The organism is Phytopseudomonas daroniae (assembly GCF_004327285.1).
Lineage (GTDB): Bacteria > Pseudomonadota > Gammaproteobacteria > Pseudomonadales > Pseudomonadaceae > Aquipseudomonas > Aquipseudomonas daroniae.
Genome location: NZ_QJUI01000009.1, coordinates 191,748 through 211,681, shown reverse-complemented (window position 1 = coordinate 211,681; position 19,934 = coordinate 191,748). Strand labels below are relative to the sequence as shown.

General features: G+C 64.2%; 15 protein-coding genes. 12 read left to right on the top strand and 3 right to left on the bottom strand.

Going from position 1 to position 19,934, the window contains the following annotated elements:
- Window positions 1-7 precede the first annotated feature (7 nt).
- The gene (locus DNK06_RS12275) at window positions 8-1,921 is read right to left on the bottom strand and encodes a phytase (RefSeq protein WP_131180290.1); all 1,914 of its coding nucleotides are present in this window, start codon (window positions 1,919-1,921) and stop codon (window positions 8-10) included.
- Window positions 1,922-2,036: 115 nt separating this feature from the next.
- Window positions 2,037-4,508, bottom strand: a complete 2,472-nt coding sequence (locus DNK06_RS12270; RefSeq protein ID WP_131180289.1) for a TonB-dependent receptor — start codon at window positions 4,506-4,508, stop codon at window positions 2,037-2,039.
- A gap of 442 nt (window positions 4,509-4,950) precedes the next feature.
- Between DNK06_RS12270 and DNK06_RS12265 the strand changes: the two genes are divergently transcribed.
- The 3 genes from DNK06_RS12265 (at window position 4,951) to DNK06_RS12255 (ending at window position 8,637) form a co-directional block, all read left to right on the top strand.
- On the top strand, window positions 4,951-6,351 hold the full coding sequence (locus DNK06_RS12265; protein ID WP_131180288.1) for a purple acid phosphatase family protein: 1,401 nt from the start codon (window positions 4,951-4,953) through the stop codon (window positions 6,349-6,351).
- A 334-nt stretch (window positions 6,352-6,685) separates the two neighbouring features.
- On the top strand, window positions 6,686-7,600 hold the full coding sequence (locus DNK06_RS12260) for a GGDEF domain-containing protein (RefSeq protein WP_131180287.1): 915 nt from the start codon (window positions 6,686-6,688) through the stop codon (window positions 7,598-7,600).
- Window positions 7,597-8,637, top strand: a complete 1,041-nt coding sequence (locus tag DNK06_RS12255; protein WP_131180286.1) for an AraC family transcriptional regulator — start codon at window positions 7,597-7,599, stop codon at window positions 8,635-8,637. The genes DNK06_RS12260 and DNK06_RS12255 overlap by 4 nt, the downstream gene beginning before the upstream one ends.
- A gap of 202 nt (window positions 8,638-8,839) precedes the next feature.
- Here the strand turns inward: DNK06_RS12255 and DNK06_RS12250 are convergent, their stop codons facing one another.
- Complete coding sequence (locus DNK06_RS12250; protein ID WP_131180285.1) at window positions 8,840-9,733, bottom strand: LysR family transcriptional regulator; 894 nt, start codon at window positions 9,731-9,733, stop codon at window positions 8,840-8,842.
- A 422-nt stretch (window positions 9,734-10,155) separates the two neighbouring features.
- Between DNK06_RS12250 and DNK06_RS12245 the strand changes: the two genes are divergently transcribed.
- The 9 genes from DNK06_RS12245 to DNK06_RS12205 all read left to right on the top strand — a co-directional run bounded on the left by DNK06_RS12245 (window position 10,156) and on the right by DNK06_RS12205 (window position 19,913).
- Window positions 10,156-10,998 carry a sugar phosphate isomerase/epimerase family protein gene (locus DNK06_RS12245; RefSeq protein WP_131180284.1) on the top strand — a complete coding sequence of 281 codons (843 nt, stop codon included), beginning with the start codon at window positions 10,156-10,158 and terminating at the stop codon, window positions 10,996-10,998.
- Window positions 10,999-11,007: 9 nt separating this feature from the next.
- Window positions 11,008-12,045: an isopenicillin N synthase family dioxygenase gene (locus DNK06_RS12240; protein ID WP_131180283.1), complete on the top strand. Its 1,038-nt coding sequence runs from the start codon at window positions 11,008-11,010 to the stop codon at window positions 12,043-12,045.
- A 55-nt stretch (window positions 12,046-12,100) separates the two neighbouring features.
- The gene (locus tag DNK06_RS12235) at window positions 12,101-12,901 is read left to right on the top strand and encodes an ABC transporter substrate-binding protein (protein WP_131180282.1); all 801 of its coding nucleotides are present in this window, start codon (window positions 12,101-12,103) and stop codon (window positions 12,899-12,901) included.
- Window positions 12,902-13,001: 100 nt separating this feature from the next.
- Entirely contained in the window at window positions 13,002-14,519 is a 1,518-nt protein-coding gene (locus DNK06_RS12230; RefSeq protein WP_131180281.1) for an amino acid ABC transporter permease/ATP-binding protein, read from the top strand.
- Window positions 14,516-15,235 (top strand): class II aldolase/adducin family protein, encoded by a 720-nt coding sequence (locus tag DNK06_RS12225; RefSeq protein WP_131180280.1) that lies wholly within the window; start codon window positions 14,516-14,518, stop codon window positions 15,233-15,235. The genes DNK06_RS12230 and DNK06_RS12225 overlap by 4 nt, the downstream gene beginning before the upstream one ends.
- Window positions 15,236-15,412: 177 nt before the next feature.
- Window positions 15,413-16,372 (top strand): agmatinase, encoded by a 960-nt coding sequence (gene speB, locus DNK06_RS12220; protein WP_131180279.1) that lies wholly within the window; start codon window positions 15,413-15,415, stop codon window positions 16,370-16,372.
- Window positions 16,369-16,758, top strand: coding sequence for a YybH family protein (locus DNK06_RS12215; protein ID WP_131180278.1), 390 nt, complete (start codon window positions 16,369-16,371; stop codon window positions 16,756-16,758). The genes speB and DNK06_RS12215 overlap by 4 nt, the downstream gene beginning before the upstream one ends.
- Window positions 16,759-16,958: 200 nt before the next feature.
- Complete coding sequence (locus DNK06_RS12210) at window positions 16,959-18,458, top strand: purine-cytosine permease family protein (protein WP_131180277.1); 1,500 nt, start codon at window positions 16,959-16,961, stop codon at window positions 18,456-18,458.
- Between the two features lie 75 nt (window positions 18,459-18,533).
- Entirely contained in the window at window positions 18,534-19,913 is a 1,380-nt protein-coding gene (locus DNK06_RS12205; RefSeq protein ID WP_131180276.1) for a sodium:solute symporter family protein, read from the top strand.
- Window positions 19,914-19,934 lie beyond the last annotated feature (21 nt).

The following is a 19,934-nucleotide window of genomic DNA, read 5'->3' as shown; positions in this document are numbered from 1 at the left end:
AGGTTTTTCACTCCAGTCCCAGAGCGTCGGCGACCGCCGACCAGGGCACGTACTTGTAGTTCTGGTTGCCCTCGGGCATACGCTTGCGGCCGTCCTGCACCACCAGCATGCCGGCGCTCCATGGCCCACCGAGGTTGGCCGAGGTCACTTCCAGGCCATCGGTTTCCGAGGCGCCGTCGATGCCCAGTCGGGCGTTCAGGCCAATCCGGAAACTGCCGCGCAGCTTGTAGGGCGCCTGCGCCTCGACTACCACGTAGCTGTCGTTGCCCTGGCTGGAAATCACCAGGTAGTCGCGCTGTTTGCCGTGGTAGAGCCCCAGGCCCTCGATGTCGCCCTGCAGCGGGCCACCGACGGCGATGACTTTCTCCAGCTCTGCCTGCGCATCGCCACGGGCATCCAGCGCCCACACCGCCACGTCTTCCTCGCCGATGTACAGGCGCTCGTTGCGGTCGTCGGCCACGCAGCCTTCCGGCTGGGTCTCGGTCTTGAAGCGCCTTACCAATTGGCTGGTCGCCTCGCCGCTCTCACCGCTGAGGCGGTATTGCAGAAAGGTGCCGTCCTTGTCATTGGCGATGGCATGGATGGCGCCCTGGCGATCCTTGAACAGGCACAGCCCGTAGATCTCCTCGAGCGGCGTGGCGAGCTGGCCAATATCGCTGAGCTCGCCGCTGGCCGGATCGATGGCGAACAGATGCAGGCTGTCGTGATCGCGATTGCTGGCCACGGCCAGATCCACCTGACGATTGCCGAGCCTGAACCCCGGGCGGATATCGACGTTGTTGAGCCGGCCAACACGCAGGTTCTGCACCTGCTTGCCGGCCAGATCGTAGGCGAGCAGCCCGCCCTTCTTGTCGGTGCCCAGTACGCGGCTGCGCTCGGGATAGCGGGTATTGACCCAGATCGCCGGGTCATCCGCCGCATCGCCCAGGCTGGGCACGCCATCGGTCTGCACCAACGGCGCGATCTGCGGGATGACTGTCGCTTGCGGCGTCGCTTTCGGCACCCAATCCAGGGTTGCGCTACGTGCACCGTCATCATCGATCAGTAGCAGCTCAAGGCCCTCGGCCGTGGTGCGGGCACTGACCTGTTCCGGCTCGTTGAGACCGTCGAGCTTCACCGCGCCGGTGCGCTGCCACTGCTCGGCGCTGCGCTGATACAGGTGCAGGTTCGCGGCGTCTGAATCGAGCAACAACAGAGCGTCGGGCAACACCGCCATACCCGCGGCGCTTTCAGCCAGAGCGCCAAAAGGCGCGAGCAACTCCACCGGCTCACGCACCAGCGGTGCTTCGGCCCCAGCCTGGTAACGCCAGACACCGACATTTTCCTCGTTGACGTAAAGGCTTTCGCTGCGGTCATCGACCTGGCAGAAGCCGCTTTCCGGCGGCAGGCTCAGGGCACGTACCAGGCGTGCGTCGGCCAGCGGTCGACCGTTTTCGGCCACCAGCCATTGCTCGCCTATGCCCTCCTCGCCCACCAGGAACAGGTAGTCGTTGCGCGCGCTGTCGCGGTACAGGCACAGCCCTTCGATGGCGAAACGGGTTTTCGGCAGGTAGTGCGCGCCGCCCCAGACATCGCCTTGCAGCCGCACCAGCAACGCCTGCTGACGCGTCTTGTCGAGGGTGGCGACCAGCAGGCCGCTGTCATCCGCACGATGGTCGAGGGTTTCGAAGCGGCCGGATAACTCGCTTGCCACCTGGCCACTACGGTCGATCACCTGCAGGGCTTTGCGGCCGATCTGCAGGCGTTCGGCGTTGGTCAGAGACGGCAGTGGCGCCAGCCACTGAGTACTTTCAGTGGCGATCAGAGAACGACTGATCTTTACCGTTGGAGCGGCAGCGGAGAGCGGTTTCTCCGGTGCAGTGCTCTGGCAGGCGGCCAGGGTGACGCAGAGTCCCAACAGGGACAGATTGAACATACGCATGGATGAAAAGTGTCCTGCAGCAGTCATTGCGTAGGAGCTGGCTTGCCGGCGAAGCTCACGCCAGTCTTCGACTGCGTAGCGCCTCGCCGGCAAGCCAGCTCCTACAGGATCGTGGTCAGAAGTGAGTGAGAGTCAGGCCGATCTTGTAGGTCGGGCCGTACTCTTCGTACTGGGCGTTGTAGCCGTGGCGCCCGGTGTAGACGTAGTAGGACTCGTCGGTGATGTTCTGCGCCTCGAAGGTCAGCTGCAGATCCGGCGTAAGGAAGTAACCGGCCTTGAAGTCGACGAATAGTTGATCGTCGACGTGCAGATCCTGGTTCTTGTCTTCGATGGAGCCGATCTCGTACAGGTAGCTGGACTTGTAGTTGGCGGCCACGCGCACGTTGAAACGGTCGTTCTCCCAGCCAACCATCAAGTTGCCGACGGTGTCGGACTGGTTCGGCATCTCGATGGAGCGCTTGGCGCCCTGCCCTGAGAGGGTCGCGTCGGATTTGCTCAGGGTCAGGTTGGCGCCGAGCAGCACGCCATTCCAGGGTGCTGGCAGCCAGTCGAATTTCTGTGAGTAGGCCAGCTCGACACCGTAGAGCTTGGCGCTGCTGCCGTTCTCGAAGCTCAGCGCTTCGTCGAAATCGACCCAGGCGCCAGTGCCGGCGAGATCGGTGTTGTAGATGAAATTGTCGATATCCTTGTAGAACAGGAACCCCGACACCACGCCGGCGCGGCCCATGTAATGCTCGATGCCGAGGTCGAAGTTCATCGACTCCAGCGGTTTGAGATCGGGGTTGCCAAAGGATGCGTCGGCACCATCGATAGCGAAGCCCGGTGCCAGTTGGCCGAAGGTCGGACGCACCACGGTATTCGTCCAGGCAGCGCGCACGGCGGTGGACGGAGACAGCTGATAGCGCACATGCAGGCCCGGCAGCCAGTGGTCGTAGCGCTTCTTGCTCCGGGTGTTCTCGTACACGCCGTCGCGCAGGCCGGTGCCCTTGGCTTCGAACTCGGTGCCTTCGTAGCGCAGGCCAGCGATAAAGCGCCAGTCGTCGACGTCGAGGCTGTTCATCAGGTAGGCGGCGTTGATGTCCTCGCGCATGTCGAAGTCGTTGATGCGCGAGTTTTCCTCGTCGTAGAACGCATCGCGATCCAGGCCGGCGATCAGATCCTTGATCGCCCCGGCGCTGATGCCGTTGCCGTAGTTGCCCAGGGAGTAATCGACGTTGCCACTCTGGAAACCATCGAGCCCGACACCGGAAAAATCGTCATAGACCCAGACTTCGGTATCGCTGGTCTTGTCGCGACGGCTCAGCTTGCCACCGAATTTGACCTGTGCGGCGTTGCCGCTGAGATCGTAGTCGCGGGCCAGATCCAGGCGGATGTTCTTTTCCTTGTCCTTGCCTTTGACCTTTTCCCATTCCACCTCGTCGAGGGTGAAGGACGCCGGGTCGTAGAAAGCACCGCCTACGGAGACGCGCGGTTTGCGCGTTCCATCGAAACCGACGTTTTCGAAATCGCCGACGAACTCGGCGCCGGCGATACCGCCCGGATCCTTCTCGGTGGCCTGGCTGTAACCGGCCTGGCCGCTCAGCGTCCACAGGTCGATCAGGCGCTCGCCGCCAATCACGTAGGACTGGATTTCCTGGGTGTCCTGCCGGGATTTCAGATCGCGCCAGCCCTCGGCATCGCCACGCTCGCCGGAGGCCTGCGCATCGGCGAACTCGACGCCGGCCGCGTTGCGGGTCTCGGTATCCTTGAACTTGCTGTACAGCGTGCGTAGGTAGTAATTGGAGTAATCGTCCGGCTGGTAATCGAAGTTCAAACCGAAGCCGGTGCGCTCGCGGGTGATCTCGTAGTCGCGCTGCTCGACCTCTTCCAGCCGTGCGCCATCCGAGAAATCCCAGTTGCCGCCAGTCTCGACGTTTTCCGAGCCGAACTTGCGCTTCTGCCAGCTGAACGCCGCGGCCACGCCGAAGTTGTCGGTGCCGTCGCCGAGGCTGAAGCGGTCGCTGATCGCGCCGGAGAACTTCGGGCTGTTCTTGCTGACATTGGTGTCGTGGCTGCCTTCAGCGGAGAAGGTGTAGAACAGGCCCTCGTGGTCGAAGGCCGACAGACTCTGTACCTCGATGGTGCCACCGAGCGAGTTGGCATCCATGTCCGGCGTCAGGCTCTTGACTACCGACAGCGACTGCACCAGTTCGGACGGCAGTACATCGAGCGCCACCGCGCGGCGGTCTCCCTCCGGTGCGGGCACCAGGGTGCCGTTGATGGTCACGCTGTTCAGGTCCGGGGCGATGCCGCGCACGCTGACGAAGCGGCCTTCGCCCTGGTCGCGCTCGACCGACAGGCCGGGTATGCGCTGCAGCGCTTCGGCGGCGTTGTCGTCCGGCAACTGGCCGACGCCGTCGGCGTGCACCACGCTCTTGATGCTGTCCGAGCTTTTCTGCTCGCGCAGCGCCTTGTCGATGCTGGCGGCCTGGCCGATCACGTCGACACGCTCGACCGCTTCTTCCTCTGCCCAGGCTGGCGCAGCGCTTATGGCGATGGCCAGCAGGCTGACCCTGAACCCGGCATTACGGATTTGACGAAAAGGCATTGCCACTTTGAATCCCTCGTTCCAATGGCCCCTGGCGACACCAGGAATGGCTGCGGACGTTAGAAATCCTTTGTGGCACTTGCATGACAGGGAACGGCGACAGCGCTGCAAACCGCCATTTTTCGGGTGTTTCCACAGGCTTCTGAGCTGAAATAACCCCCACCTCATCGATCCGCAGCAAAGGTCGGCGCCGAATCCATGCAGGAGCAAGCTTGCTCGCGACAGCAATAGCGATATCCACACCCGTATTACGGATGAAATCGCTTCGCTGGCTATTCGCTGCTCTGCTGCACAGAGCGCCAGCCTGAATTCACCCTGAAAAATCACCCTCGCCCACACCGATGTACTGAGCCGAATCGACCCCCCGTGAATTCACCGAACCGTCATATGGCTTTGTTTCCGTGACGCCCCATCACGCCCAACGGCTCATGAGGAATCGCGAATGTCTCGCCCCTTGTTGTTTGCATCACTGCTGGCCTGTGCGCTGGCCACCTCGTCATCGTTCGCCAGCGAGACCGTGCCGCGCTCCGTCGGCCAGCCCTACGCCGCGGGCAATCTCGCCGATCGCATCGTGCTCACTCCCGGGCAGAACGCAGCCATGCAAATGGCAGTGAGTTTCCGGACGAATCTGCAGCAAGGCGACGCGCTGCTGGAGTTCGGGCCGGCACTCGCCGGGCCGCAGCTCACCGCCAAGGCGACGCAACTCACCGGCATCACCCGCCGCCTGGACAGCGACAACGGCCCGTCCAATTACCACCAGGTGCGTCTGGAACAGCTGACGCCGGATACCGCCTACGTGTACCGCGTGAAAGGCAGCGCCGGCTGGAGCGAGTGGCAGCAGTTCCGCACCGCGCGGGAAGACTTCGCGCCGTTCACCTTCCTGTACCTGGGCGATACCCAGAACGACATTCTTGCCGTCGCCTCGCGCACCATTCGCCAGGCGCTGCGCAGCGTGGCGCGCCCGGCGCTGGTGGTGCATGCCGGTGATCTGGTCGCCTCGCGGGAAGAACTCGCCCACGACGACGAGTGGGGCGAATGGAATCAGGCCGGTGGCTGGGCCTACGCCGCCATCCCGCAGCTGACAGCGGCCGGCAACCACGAATACATCGACACCCTGCTACCCGACGGTCGCGAAAGCCGCAGCCTCGGCCCGCACTTTCCCGCTCAGTTCGCCCTGCCGCGCAACGGCGCAGAGGGAGTGCGCGACACCAGCTTTTTCAGCGACTACCAGGGTGTGCGCTTCGTGGTACTGGACGGCACCTCGGCCCTGGATCTCGGCACGCTCGACGCGCAAACCAACTGGCTGGAAAACGCTCTGAAAACCAGCGAGGCGACCTGGAACATCGTGGTCATGCATCAACCGATCTACACTTGCGCCCGCCCCGAAGACAGCAAAGAACTCAAGGCTGCCTGGAAGCCCCTGCTCGACCGCTACAAGGTGGATCTGGTGCTGCAGGGCCACGACCATTGCTACAGCCGGCTGACCCACGAAGCCGGACGCGAAGCCAGCGCCGAGGCGCAGCAGAGCAACCAGCCCATCGGCCCGGTGTACATGGTCTCGGTCACCGGCTCGAAAATGTACGGCCTCAACGACCGCGCCCATACGCAGCCCGACCGGACAGCCGAAGACACCCAGCTGTTCCAGACCATCAGCGTCGAACAGAACCGCCTGAGCGTACGCGCCTATACCGCCGACGATCGGCTCTACGATGCCTTCGATATCCAGCGCGATGCCAGCGGCAGCAAATACCTGCATGAACCACGCTTGCAAAAGCAGAACGAGCGTTTCTGCCAGGGCGAAACCGGGCCGGATGGCCTGCCCTGCTCTGCCAAAGACAAGTAAGCGTCATCGTTCTGAGATATTCGCCGGGCATACTAGGGTCTGTTCCCGTTTCACTCACGGCCGCGCCGGAGCCAGTTTTTGCGCGAGGCAAGGCACGAGATGCGAAGTTTGGCGGGCCAAATGAGCCATCGAGTAACGCCGCATCGCGCAAAAACTGGCCCGGCCCTGCGGGTTGCGCGGGGAATTTCGCCATGCGTCGTTGGAGGACTTGAAAAGGGAACACCATTCCCTGCGTCCTCCGCCTAGCCTGGCGAAATTTCTCGCAGCAACGCGGCTCGCGATGAAACGGGAACAGACCCTTGCGCATCCGCGAACGTGCGGCAGGAGGTGCACCATGAAGTCGCTGTTGAAGTTGCATAGCCTCACGCTGGGCGGTTTGTTCCTGGCGGCCAACTGCGGCCTGCTGATCTACCTGGCAGCCGGCGACATCAAGTACTGGGCCGAGATCAACTGGATGGATGTGCTCGGCGAAGGCGGCGCCGGGGCCATCTGGTTCGGCTGGCTGATCATGCTGCTGCGGGCGCGGCCAGCGGGGCGGGTCACTCGCCTGCTGGCTATCGGCTTGTGCTGCCTGACCTTTTCCATGTGGATGGACATGCTCGACGAGTTCATTCGCCTGCCACCCGAAGCGGTCTGGGACAACTGGCTGGAAACCGCGCCCATGCCGGTCGGCATGATCCTGCTCACTCTCGGCGTGTATCACCTGCACCGCGAGCAGCAGGCCATCAGCGTGCAGATGAGCAAGCGCGAGCAACTGTTTCGCGAGCACCGACTGTTCGACAACCTGACCTCGCTGTCCGGTGCCCAGTACCTGCGCCAGCACTTGCGCCAGGCGCTGGGACAGGCAAAAAGCGAGCAGCGTCCGCTGTCGCTGATCGCCATCGACCTGGACGATTTCAACCAGATCAACCAACGCTACGGCCAGGAGGAAGGCGACCTGGTGCTGCAGGTCGTGGCGCAGTTGCTGCTGTTCAACCTGCGCCACCAGGACATGCTCTGCCGCCTGGCCGGCGACCGCTTCGTCGCCGTGCTGCCCGACACTGGCGAAAGCCAGGCCCAGGTGATGGCCGAGGACATGCGTCAGAGTATCGCCAGCCTCGCCCACCGCACCCAGCACTATGGTGAGCGCCTGCACCTGCAGGCCACCGCCGCGGCGGTGATGGCCCTGGATGAAGACGAAGCGCAGTTGCTCAAACGCCTGAATATTGCCCTGGCACAGGCCAAACCTCGCCTGGTGCGCAGCGCATGAACCTGCCGGCACTGCCCGGCGCCTATGATGCCGACAGCCGCTTTATCGCCGCTCACCACCTGCCTGCGGTACTAATCGACCTGGCGCGCTCCAGGCGCATCGACACCCACCACCTGCTGCGTGGCTGCGAGCTGTTCTATGACGATGTGGTTACCGGCCGAGCCCTGATCAGCCCGCAACAATTCCTGCGCCTGATCGACAACGCCCGGCGCCTGCTCGGCGCGCCGGACACCAGCTTTCTCCTCGGCCAGCGCCAGTGGCCCGGGCATTACGGCACGAGCAGCCAACTGCTCGAACAGGCAGATAATCTGCTGCAGGCGCTGGAGCGGATCGGCGAATATCGGGCACTGCTTTCGCCGCTGCTGACACCGGTGATGCATCTGGATGATCGCTACCTGCACCTGTACTGGCGCGACAGCTGCGGCGCCGGTGAGTTGGGCACCTTCCTGCTCGAAGCGAGCATGACCGCAGTGGTCGCCCTCGCCCGCCGCCAGCAGAACGAACGCCTGCCGTGGCGCTTCCAGTTCGCCTACGCCGAACCCGCCTACGTCGAACAATATTGGGTGCACTTGGGCGACGCGTTGGCCTTCGACCGCCCCTCGACAGTGATGAGCCTGCCCCGTGAATACCTGCTGCGCACCTGGCCGGATGCCGGTTCCACTGGCGCCCTGGTCGCCCGCCAGAGTTGCAGTGAGCAATTACATGCCTGGGGTTGGCAGACCAGCTTTCTCGACCGCCTGCACGAGCACCTGAGCCAGCACATCCGCCAGCCTCTGAGCCTGGAGAGAGTCGCCGCGGCCTTCGCTACCAGCCCGGCCTCCTTCAAACGCCGGCTCGGCAAGCACCACACACACTTCCAGGAACAACTCGACCAGGCCCGTCGCGACCTCGCCCTCTTCCTCTATCAGGTCAAGGGCTACAGCAATGAGGAAGTCGCCCAGCATCTGGGCTTCAGCGACATCACCAACTTCCGCCGCTCGTTCAAACGCTGGACCGGGCGCGTGCCCAGCGATCTGGGCGGGTTGCTGTGTGGCTGAGCACCTCTCGCCTGCGAGACAACGCGCCGCCAGCATGGCGGCAACAAGGCGATAGTGGACGCTCACCTCGTAGGGTGGATGACGCTCTTTTCATCCACCATCGCGGTTGCAGAGCGGTGGACGGGTGAAGCGTCGTCCACCCTACGAGCGGCCGCTTCCGCCTTGAACCGCCCTATCACGGCTTGTCCATGCGAACTGCATGCTAGCCCTGATTCAGTTGCGCCTTGAGTCGGTCGCGAAAGCTCTGGATCAATGGCTCGCGGGAGCGGCCACGGCGCAGGGCCAGGGTGAAGGGTGCCTGGTAGCCGAAGGTGGTCGGTAGCAGCACCTTCAGGCGTTTCTGCTCCACCCAGAACTGCGCATGATGTTCCGGCAGATAACCGATATAGGCGCCGGAAAGCACCAGAATCAGTTGCGCTTCCATCGATTCCACCGTCGCGGCGCTATGCTTGAAGCCGTGGCGCGCCAGCTCGGCCTGGCTCCAGTAGCCACGGCCGACCATGCGCTGCTGGGTGATCACTTCAGCGGGAATCTGCCGCTGCGCGTACAAGGGGTGTCGGTCGCTGCAGTACAGCCAGTGCTGCTCACGGTACAGCGGCTGATAGACCAGCCCGTTGGTGCGCACGGAGAAGGCGCCGATGGCCAGATCCAGACGGTTCTCCAGTACCCCCAGTTGCAGCTCGGCGGGGCTGAGCACCGCCAGGTGCAGGTGCACGCCAGGATACTCCTGGCTGTAGACGCCAATCACTTCGGCCAGCGGCAGCGCCGGGTCGCTGACGGTCGAATCCAGCACGCCGAGGTTGAGGGTGCCGCGCAACTCGCCCTTGAGCGCCGCCGAGTAGCGTTCGAAACCCTCCAACTCGCCGAGCAGGCGCAGGGTTTCCTGGTGGAACAGCTCGCCCTTGCTGGTCAGGCTGAAACCACCGCGCCCGCGATGGCAGAGCACGATACCGAGCTGGCTTTCCAGTTGACTCATGTAGGTGCTGATGGCCGAGGTGGACAGGTTCAGTTCCTGCTGCGCAGCGGCGAAGCCCTGGTGGCGCACGATGGCGACGAAGATGCGCAGCAGTTTCAGGTCGGGCAGGGTAAAGGACATGGTGGTCGATCACGCAAACGGGTCACCAGTCTAGCGTCACCGCTGCGGACACGGCACCCTGGCCAGGCACACTATGTCATTCGATGTCACTTTTCACATCCGCCAGAACGCTGGATCGGTCGGGCCGCGTAGGTCGGCCCGCGTAGGTAAAGCGTGCCCCACCCTACTTTTGGCCCGAATCGCCCTTTCGTCCAGCCTCCAGCGCTCCTTTATATCGAATGGCTTTGCACTGATCGCCCTGCACTGCCGATAGTTCAGCAATCTCTAAACTAAGTTTTTGCTCGGGGCGATTTAACCCGGTCGCGAGCTGAGCGAACAATGCAGCCCATAACCAGGCGCCGGCTCGAATCGGACGCCACCGGGCGCCACACCACGCCCCTTGCCAATCTGCCGCTGACCCTCGCCCTCTCCAGGAGACGGCCATGCGACTGGAAATCTTCCGTACCCTCTGGGGTTACCGCGGCAGTTGGCAGCAAGCGTTCGACGAAGCGCTGAGCGCCGGCTTCGACGGCATTGAAGCGCGTATCCCCGAGACCGCCGCGCAACGCAGCGCCAACGCCCGTCTGCTGCGCGAGCAGAACATCCCCTACATCGCCACTCTGTTCACCTCCACGCCGGTGCTGCCGCGCCAGAGCGATACGCCGCAAGCTCACCTGGAAGACCTGCGGCGCAAGCTCGACTGGGCCGCCGAACTGGCCCCGCGCCTGGTCAACGTGCTGCCCGGCAACGATCGCTGGTCGCTGAGCGAACAGGTCGACTTCTTCGCCAGCGCACTGGAGCTGGCCGATGCCAGCGCCCTGCACTGCTGCTTCGAGATCCACCGCGGGCGCTCGCTGTACAGCCCCTGGGTGACTCTGGAGGTGATCCGCCAGGTGCCCGAGCTGCGCTTCACCAGCGACATCAGCCACTGGCTGGTGACCTGCGAGCGCCTGCTCGACGACCCCGCCGACGACCTCTCGGCCTTCATCGAGCGGGTCGACCATATCCAGGCCCGCGTCGGCTACGACCAGGGCCCGCAGGTGCCGCACCCCGGCGCGCCGGAGTATGCCGAAGTGCTGGCCTTCCACCAGCGCCACTGGGAAAGCATCTGGAGCAGCCAGGAGAAGCGCGGCCTGCCGACCACCACCCTGACCCCCGAGTTCGGCCCGGATGGCTACCTGCACCACCTGCCCTTCACCGACGTACCGGTGGCCGACCTGTGGCAGCTCAACCAATGGATGGCGCGTTGCGAGCGCCAGCACTTCCATCGTTTCACCAGCCGTTGAGAAAACACGATGACTACCAACAAGAATTTCACCGAAATCCCCGTGGTCGATATCGCCGGTCTGTTCAGTGACGACCTCGCCGATCGCCTGGCCGTGGCCGAAGAGCTGGGCCGTGCGGCGCGTGAAGTGGGCTTTCTCTACATCAGTGGCCATGGCATCGAAGCGGCGCTGATCGACAGCCTGCACCAGGCGGCCGAGGACTACTTCGCGCAATCGCTGGACGACAAGATGCGCCACTACATCGGCGCCTCGGAAAGCCACAAGGGCTTCGTGCCCGAGGGCGAGGAGCGCTACAGCGCCGGCAAGCCGGATCACAAGGAAGCCTTCGACATCGGCTTCGAGGTGCCCGCCGACAATCCGCTGGTACTGGCCGGCACGCCGCTGCTGGGGCCGAACCACTGGCCAAGCCTGCCTGGTTTCCAGGAAGCCGTGCAGGCCTACTACGCGCGCGTGTTCCAGCTCGGCCGCACGCTGTTCCGCGGCTTCGCCCTGGCCCTGGGCCTGCCGGAAAACACCTTCGACGAGATGGCCAAGTTCCCGCCGTCGAAGCTGCGCCTGATCCACTACCCCTATGACGGCGATGCCCAGGACGCCCCCGGCATCGGCGCCCACACCGACTACGAGTGCTTCACCATCCTGCTCGCCGACCGCCCCGGCCTGGAGGTGATGAACGACCTCGGCCAGTGGATCGACGCGCCACCGCGCGAGGACACCTTCGTCGTCAACATCGGCGACATGCTCGAGGTAATGAGCGCCGGCACCTTCGTCGCCACCTCGCACCGCGTGCGCAAGGTCAGCGAAGAGCGCTACTCCTTCCCGTTCTTCTACGCCTGCGACTACCACACGCAGATCCGCCCGCTGCCGCAGTTCGAGACTGCCGGCCAGGCCTACGAGGCCATCAGCATCGGCGAGCACATGTGGAGCCAGGCGCTGCAGACCTACCAATACCTGAAGAAGCGCGTCGAGGACGGCCAGTTGCAACTGCCCGAACGCGCGCGCCGGCCCTCCAGCTTCGGCCATCTGAAGCACCAGCCGAGCGCACTGTGACTTTCCCCTATGTAGCCCCCTGCCAACACAAAAACCTGATCCGGAGATAACCACAATGGCAATTCGCCCCTCGATCCGTACCGCCTCCCTGGCCATCGCCTGCACCCTCGCCGTGAGCGTCGCCCAGGCCGCCGAAGCCCCGAAGACCATCGCCAGCGGCGAACTGAAGGTAGGCATGGAAATCTCCTACCCACCGTTCGAGTACTACGAAGGCGACAAGGTACTGGGCTTCGACCCGGAAGTTTCCGCCGCCCTGGCCAAGCGCCTGGGCCTTGAGGCCAGTTTCAACGACATCAGCTTCCCCAACCTGATCCTCGGCCTCGATGCCGGGCGTTTCGACACCATCATCTCCGGCATGTACATCCTCCCCGAGCGCCTGGAGAAGGCCGACGCCATCCCCTACGCCAAGACCGGCGCGGCGATCATGGTGCGCAGCGACGCCGAGAAGAAACCGGCCACCCCGGAAGAACTGTGCGGCCTGACCGTCGGCCTGCAACAGGGCACCTCGTGGATCCCGGCGCTGCAGAAGGTCTCCGACGGCTACTGCAAGGAACAGGGCACCGGCGCCATCACCATCAACCAGTACCCGACCACCTCGGAAACCTCGCAGGCCCTGCTCTCCGGCCATATCCAGGCGCACCTGGAGATCGACGCCGCCTCGTTGCTGATCGTCGAGAAGGCGCGCGGGCGCATCGCCATCAGCTCGCAGAACGCCATCTATCCGCAGGTGCTGGGCATCTACGTGAAGAAGGGCAACGCCCAGTTGCTGGACGCACTGAAAAGCGCGCTGGACGAGTTCAAGGCCAGCGGTGAGTACGCCGAGCTGTTGAAGAAATACAACCTGGAAGAAGCCTGAAAAACAGCCGCAAGCTACAAGCTGCAAGCCACAAGCAGGGGAAACGCCCGATTCGCTTGCAGCTTGTGGCTTGGAGCTTGTGGCTCATCGGAGATGTCACATGCAATTCGAATGGGGCTACTTCTTCTCCCTGTTTTCCATGCCGGCCTTCTGGGCGGCCTGCTGGACGGTGGTCAAGCTCAGCGCCTTGGCCTGGTTGATCGGCCTGGTGCTCGGCTTCGGCCTGGCCAGCGCCAAGCAGGCCAGCAGCCGCTGGCTCAGCGCTCCGGCCTCGATCTATGTCTGGTTCTTCCGCAGCGTACCGCTGCTGGTGCTGCTGATCTTCGTCTACAACCTGCCACAGCTCCTGCCCGCCAGTGGCAAGGTACTGTCGAATCCCTTCTACGCCGGCCTGATCGCCCTGGTGCTGACCGAGGCGGCATACATGGCGGAAATCCACCGCGGCGGCCTGCTCTCCGTGGCCAAGGGCCAGCGCGAGGCGGCCCGTGCCCTGGGCATCGGCCGCCTCGGCACCCAGCGCCTGATCGTGGTACCGCAGGCATTCCGCATCGCCCTGCCGACGCTGACCAACGAATACGTCACCATCGTCAAGCTGACCTCGCTGGTCTCGGTGATCTCGCTGACCGAACTGCTGCTGGTCGGCCAACGCCTCTATGCACAGAACTTCCTGGTGCTGGAGACCCTCGGCGCAGTGGCCGTGTACTACGTGCTGATCGTCACGCTGTTCGGCTGGGGCCTGCAGTACCTCGAACGCCACCTCGACCTGACCCGGCGCAAGCCGGACACCCTCGGCGACAACGCCATCGCCGAGCTGCGCCGCACGCTGCCGAGCGTGGCCAGCGGCAGTGTCCAGACGAATGCGGCTGGCACACCGGCGGCGCTGCACCTGAGCAACATCCACAAGCATTACGGCAATCATCACGTGCTCAAGGGCATCGACCTGAGCGTGCAGCCCGGCGAGGTGATCGCCATCATCGGCCCGTCCGGCTCCGGCAAGACCTCGCTGATCCGCACCGTCAACGGCCTGGAAAGCATCGACGAAGGCGAGATCGTGCTGTTCGGTGAAGACTTCATCCGGGCCGGCGACCGCCCCGACAACCGTCGCCAGCGCGAAGGCGTGCGGCGCATCGGCATGGTGTTCCAGAGCTTCAACCTGTTTCCGCACCGCACCATCGTGGACAACGTCCTGCTCGCACCGCGCTACCACCACCTGGACACACCCGTAAACCTGCGCACCGAGGCCCTGGCCCTGCTCGACAAGGTCGGCCTGCTGGCCCATGCCGACAAGTACCCGCACCAGCTCTCCGGCGGCCAGCAGCAGCGTGTGGCCATCGCCCGTGCACTGGCCATGAAGCCGGACATCATGCTGTTCGACGAACCCACCTCGGCGCTCGACCCTGAGCTGGTAGGCGACGTGCTCGCGGTGATCCGCGACCTGGCCCGCGAAGGCATGACCATGCTCATCGTCACCCATGAGATGGACTTCGCCCTGTCCATTTCCGACCGCGTGCTGTTCATGGAGAACGGCCACGTCCAACTCGACGCCGCACCCGACAGCATTCGCCATGGCGAACATGAACGCGTGCGCCGCTTCATCGGCCTGGAGCTTCCGGCATGACCGATCTCGCCACCCTGCGCCGCGACCTCGCTGCGGCCTATCGCCTGGCCGCCCTGTTCGGCTGGGACGACACCCTCTACACCCACTTCTCGGTACGCCTGCCGGGCGACGAGCCGCGCTTCCTGATCAACCCGTTCGGCCTGTTCTTCGAGGAGATCCGCGCCAGCGATCTGATCGTGGTCGACATGCACGGTAAGGTGGTGGAAGGCCGCGCCGACTACAACGTCGCCGGCTTCACCATCCACAGCGCCGTGCACATGGCTCGCGACGACGCCCACTGCGTGATCCACACCCATACCCTGGCGGGCATGGCGGTGGCGGCGCAGGACGCCGGCCTGCTGCAGCTCAACCAGATCAGCACCGAGTTCCACCAACGCCTGGGCTACCACGCCTACGAGGGCGTCGCCCTCGATCTGGACGAACGCCAGCGCATCCAGGCCTCGCTGGGCGACAACATCGCCCTGCTGCTGCGCCACCACGGCCTGCTCAGCGTCGGCGCTAGCGTCGCCGACGCCTTCTACGTCATGTACTACCTCAACCGCGCCTGCGAGATCCAGCTCGCCGCCAACGGCGGTGGCCAGGCTTGCAGCGAGATTCCGGCACATCTGTCACAGCATGCCTGTGAGCAACTGCAGGGCGCCGAGTGGCAACGCCAGCTGCTCTGGCAGGCCTGGCTACGCAAGCTGGATCGTATCGACCCCACTTACCGATCGTAGGGCGGGTGCAACCCGCCGCACCGGAATGGCGGGTTGCACCCGCCCTACACCTTCCCAGGAACAGATCGCGCCATAAGTTCAAACAATCCTGAACTAAGTTTTTGCCCCTGCCGATTCTTCCCGACACCTGACTGGTCAAGAATCCGGCCACAACCAGAACGAGCCTGAGGCCTCCCCATGGACAAGACCCTGCACCAACCCCTGGGCGGCAATGAAATGCCCCGCTTCGGCGGCATCGCCACCATGCTGCGCCTGCCCCATGTGCAAGCACCCGAAGAACTCGCCAAGCTCGACGCCGCTTTCGTCGGTATTCCCCTGGACATCGGCACGTCCCTGCGTTCCGGTACCCGCTTCGGCCCGCGGCAGATCCGCGCCGAGTCGGTGATGATCCGTCCCTACAACATGGCCACCGGCGCCGCGCCCTTCGACTCGCTGAACGTGGCCGACATCGGCGACGTACCGATCAACACCTTCAACCTGCTCGATGCCGTACGCATCATCGAACAACACTACGATGGCATCCTCGAGCGCGGCATCATTCCCCTGACCCTGGGCGGCGACCATACCCTGACCCTGCCGATCCTGCGGGCGATCAAGAAGAAGTACGGCAAGGTCGGCCTGGTGCACATCGATGCGCATGCGGATGTGAATGATCATATGTTCGGCGAGAAGATCGCCCATGGCACCACCTTCCGCCGTGCCCAGGAAGAAGGCCTGCTGGACAGCGACCGCGTGGTACAGATCGGTCTGCGGGCCCAGGGCTACACCGCCGATGACTTCAACTGGAGCCGTCGCCAGGGCTTTCGCGTGGTGCAGGCCGAGGAATGCTGGCATCGCTCGCTGACGCCGCTGATGGAAGAGGTACGTGCCAAGGTCGACGGTGGCCCGGTGTACCTGTCCTTCGACATCGACGGCATCGACCCGGCCTGGGCTCCAGGCACCGGCACCCCGGAAGTCGGCGGGCTGACCACCATCCAGGCGCTGGAAATCATCCGCGGCTGCCAGGGCCTGAACCTGATCGGCTGCGATCTGGTCGAGGTGTCGCCGCCCTACGACACCACCGGCAATACCGCGCTGCTGGGTGCCAACCTGCTCTACGAGATGCTTTGCGTGCTGCCCGGTGTGACCCGCCGATGAGCCGCGAAGCCGATGTTCGCCAGGCGGCCGCTGACCTGGTAAGCGCCTTTGCCAGCAACGACACGGCGCGTTACTTCGCCTGTTTCAGCGAGGACGCCACGTTCGTTTTTCACACCCTGCCCCAGCCGCTGCACTCGCGCCATGAATACGAAGCGCTGTGGGCGCAGTGGCAGGCCGAGGGTTTTGCCGTGCTGAACTGTCGCTCCAGCAACGCCAGCGTCAGCCTGCACGGCGATATGGCGATCTTCATCCACGATGTGTCCACGCGGCTGCGGATCGCTGATCAGGAGCTGCAGCTGGAGGAACGCGAAAGCATCGTTTTCCACTGGTACGACGGCCGCTGGCTGGCCTGTCATGAACACCTGTCGGTGCCAAGCGCGAGCTGATCCGACAGCGGCACTAGCGGGCCATCCGAAGCCTGCCTGCCGGATATACACCGCCCTTGCGGGTATTGGAGCCTGACTGGCTCTTCGCGGCCATGCCGCACTGCCAATGCACCACCACCCGATGACTGTCGGGGGTGAATAAAGAGGTCGGCGTACTTGCGCCGACCTTATAAAAATCGTGACAGGCGCTGGAGAAACACATGAGTCACAAGACGCGTATCGAAACCTTTGGTGTCGAACAGATTCCCGACGACCAACGCGATGCCAGCCCCACCGATCTGTTCCGCCTGATCTTCGGCGGCGCCAACACGTTCGCCACCTCGGTGCTGGGTAGTTTCCCGGTTCTGTTCGGCCTGTCCTTCCAGGCCGGCATGTGGTCGATCATCCTCGGCGTTGCGGTGGGCGCCTTGATCCTCGCGCCCATGGGCCTGTTCGGTGCGCTGAACGGCACCAACAACGCGGTCTCGTCCGGCGCCCACTTCGGCGTGCACGGGCGCATCGTCGGCTCCTTCCTCTCGCTGCTCACCGCCGTGGCGTTCTTCTCGCTGTCGGTGTGGAGTTCCGGCGATGCCCTGGTCGGCGGCGCCAAACGGCTGATCGGCCTGCCCGAGAACGACCTGACCCTGGGCCTGGCCTACGGCCTGTTCGCGTTACTGGTGCTGGTGGTGTGCATCTACGGCTTCCGCTTCATGCTATGGGTCAACAGGATCGCCGTGTGGGCGTCGAGCCTGTTATTCCTGCTCGGCATCTTCGCCTTCGCCGGTCACTTCGATGCGGATTTCGCCGGTAGCGTCAGCATCGATCAGCCAGGCTTCTGGGCGGCGTTCATCGGCGCGGCGATCCTGGCCATGAGCAACCCGGTATCGTTCGGCGCCTTCCTCGGTGACTGGTCGCGCTACATCCCGCGGCAAACGCCGAAGCGGCGCATCATGCTGGCCGTACTGGCCGCCCAGACGGGCACCCTGATCCCCTTCCTGTTCGGCTTGTGCACCGCCACCCTGGTGGCGAGCCAGGCGCCGCAGTACATCGAGGCCAACAACTATGTTGGTGGTCTGCTGGCCATTTCACCGACCTGGTTCTTCCTGCCGGTGTGCCTGATCGCCGTGATCGGCGGCATGTCCACCGGCACCACCGCGCTGTATGGCACCGGCCTGGACATGTCGAGCCTGTTCCCGCGCCTGATGAGCCGCGCGGGCGCCACACTGTTGATCGGCGTGGCCGCCATCGCCTTCATCTTCATCGGCCGCTTCACCTTCAACCTGGTGCAGAGCGTGTCGACCTTCGCCGTGCTGATCATCACCTGCACCAGCCCGTGGATGGTGATCATGATCCTCGGCCTGATCGTGCGCCGCGGCTTCTACCACGCCGATGACCTGCAGGTGTTCACCCGTGGCCAGCGCGGTGGCCGTTACTGGTTCCGGCATGGCTGGAACTGGCGCGGCCTGGGCGCCTGGATTCCCAGCGCGGCGACGGGCCTGTGCTTCGTCAACCTGCCCGGCCAGTTCGTCGGCCCGCTGGGCGAACTGGCTGGAGGTATCGATATCAGCCTGCCGATCACCCTGGGCATGGCCTGCGTGCTCTATCTCATGCTGCTCAACCTGTTCCCCGAACCAGCCGAAGTCTATGGCCCCGAAGGCCCCCGCTGGGCACGCCTGAAAAGTGCCGCGCCACGGGTTCCGGGCAACGCCGAAACCGTCTGACCAACGCCGCGATCACACCGCAAACCCCGGGCGCAACCTCGCCCGGATCAACGCCAGAAAAATGAGAACAAGACCATGATCCTGGATATCTCCGTTGTCTTCATATACGCCGCCGGCATGTTATTGCTTGGCTGGTACGGCATGCGTCGCGCACGCAATCAGGAAGATTACCTGGTGGCCGGGCGTAACCTCGGCCCTGCCTTCTACATGGGCACCATGGCCGCCACCGTACTCGGCGGCGCCGCCACCGTGGGCACCGTGCGCCTGGGCTACGTGCACGGCATTTCCGGGTTCTGGCTGTGCGCCGCCCTGGGCGCCGGCATCATCGTGCTCAATCTGTTCCTGGCCAAGCCGCTGCTCAAGCTGCGCATCTTCACCGTCACCCAGATCCTCGAACGCCGCTATACGCCCATGGCGCGCCAGGCCAGCGCCGTGGTGATGTTCGCCTACGCGCTGATGATCGCCGTGGTGTCCACCCTGGCCAGCGGCACGGTGCTGCAGGTGCTGTTCGACCTGCCCTTCTGGGTCGCCATCCTGCTTTCCGGCTCCGTGGTGGTGGTGTATTCGAGCATCGGCGGCATGTGGTCGCTGACCCTCACCGACATCGTGCAGTTCGTGATCAAGACGGTCGGCCTGATGTTCGTGCTGCTGCCCATCTGCCTGTACCGCGTCGGCGGCTGGGACGAGCTGGTGGCGAAGCTGCCGGGCAGTGCCTTCAGCCTGACCACCATCGGCTATGACACCATCATCACCTACTTCCTGATCTACTTCTTCGGCATCCTCATCGGCCAGGACATCTGGCAGCGCGTGTTCACCGCCCGCAGCGAGAATGTGGCTCGCGTAGCCGGCAGCCTGGCCGGGGTGTACTGCGTGATCTACGGCCTGGTCGGTGCGCTGATCGGCATGTGCGCCAAGGTGCTGCTGCCGGAACTGGACAACGCCAACAACGCCTTCGCGGCCATCGTCCAGAACGCCCTGCCGGATGGCATCCGCGGCCTGGTGATCGCTGCAGCGCTGGCGGCGATGATGTCCACGGCCAGCGCCGGCCTGCTCGCCGCCTCGACCACGCTGACCGAAGACCTGCTGCCCAGGCTGCGTGGCGGTCGCCAGTCCAGCCTGGGCATGGCACGGCTGTTCACCTTTCTCACCGGTTTGCTGGTGCTGGTCATCGCCCTGATCGTCAATGACGTGATCGGCGCCCTGACCCTGGCCTACAACCTGCTGGTCGGCGGTATCCTGATCCCCATGCTGGGCGCCATCTACTGGAAGCGCGCAACCACCGCCGGCGCCATCACCAGCATGGCCCTGGGCTGCGGCACCGCTCTGGTGTTCATGTTCAGGGACGGTATGGAGGCCAACACGCCGATCTACTACAGCCTGGCCATCGCTCTGCTCAGCTTCGTCGTGGTCAGCCTGCTGAGTCGGCGCCCGGCGCAAGCGACCAGCCTGGCCTGAGTACAACGACCACTATCCATC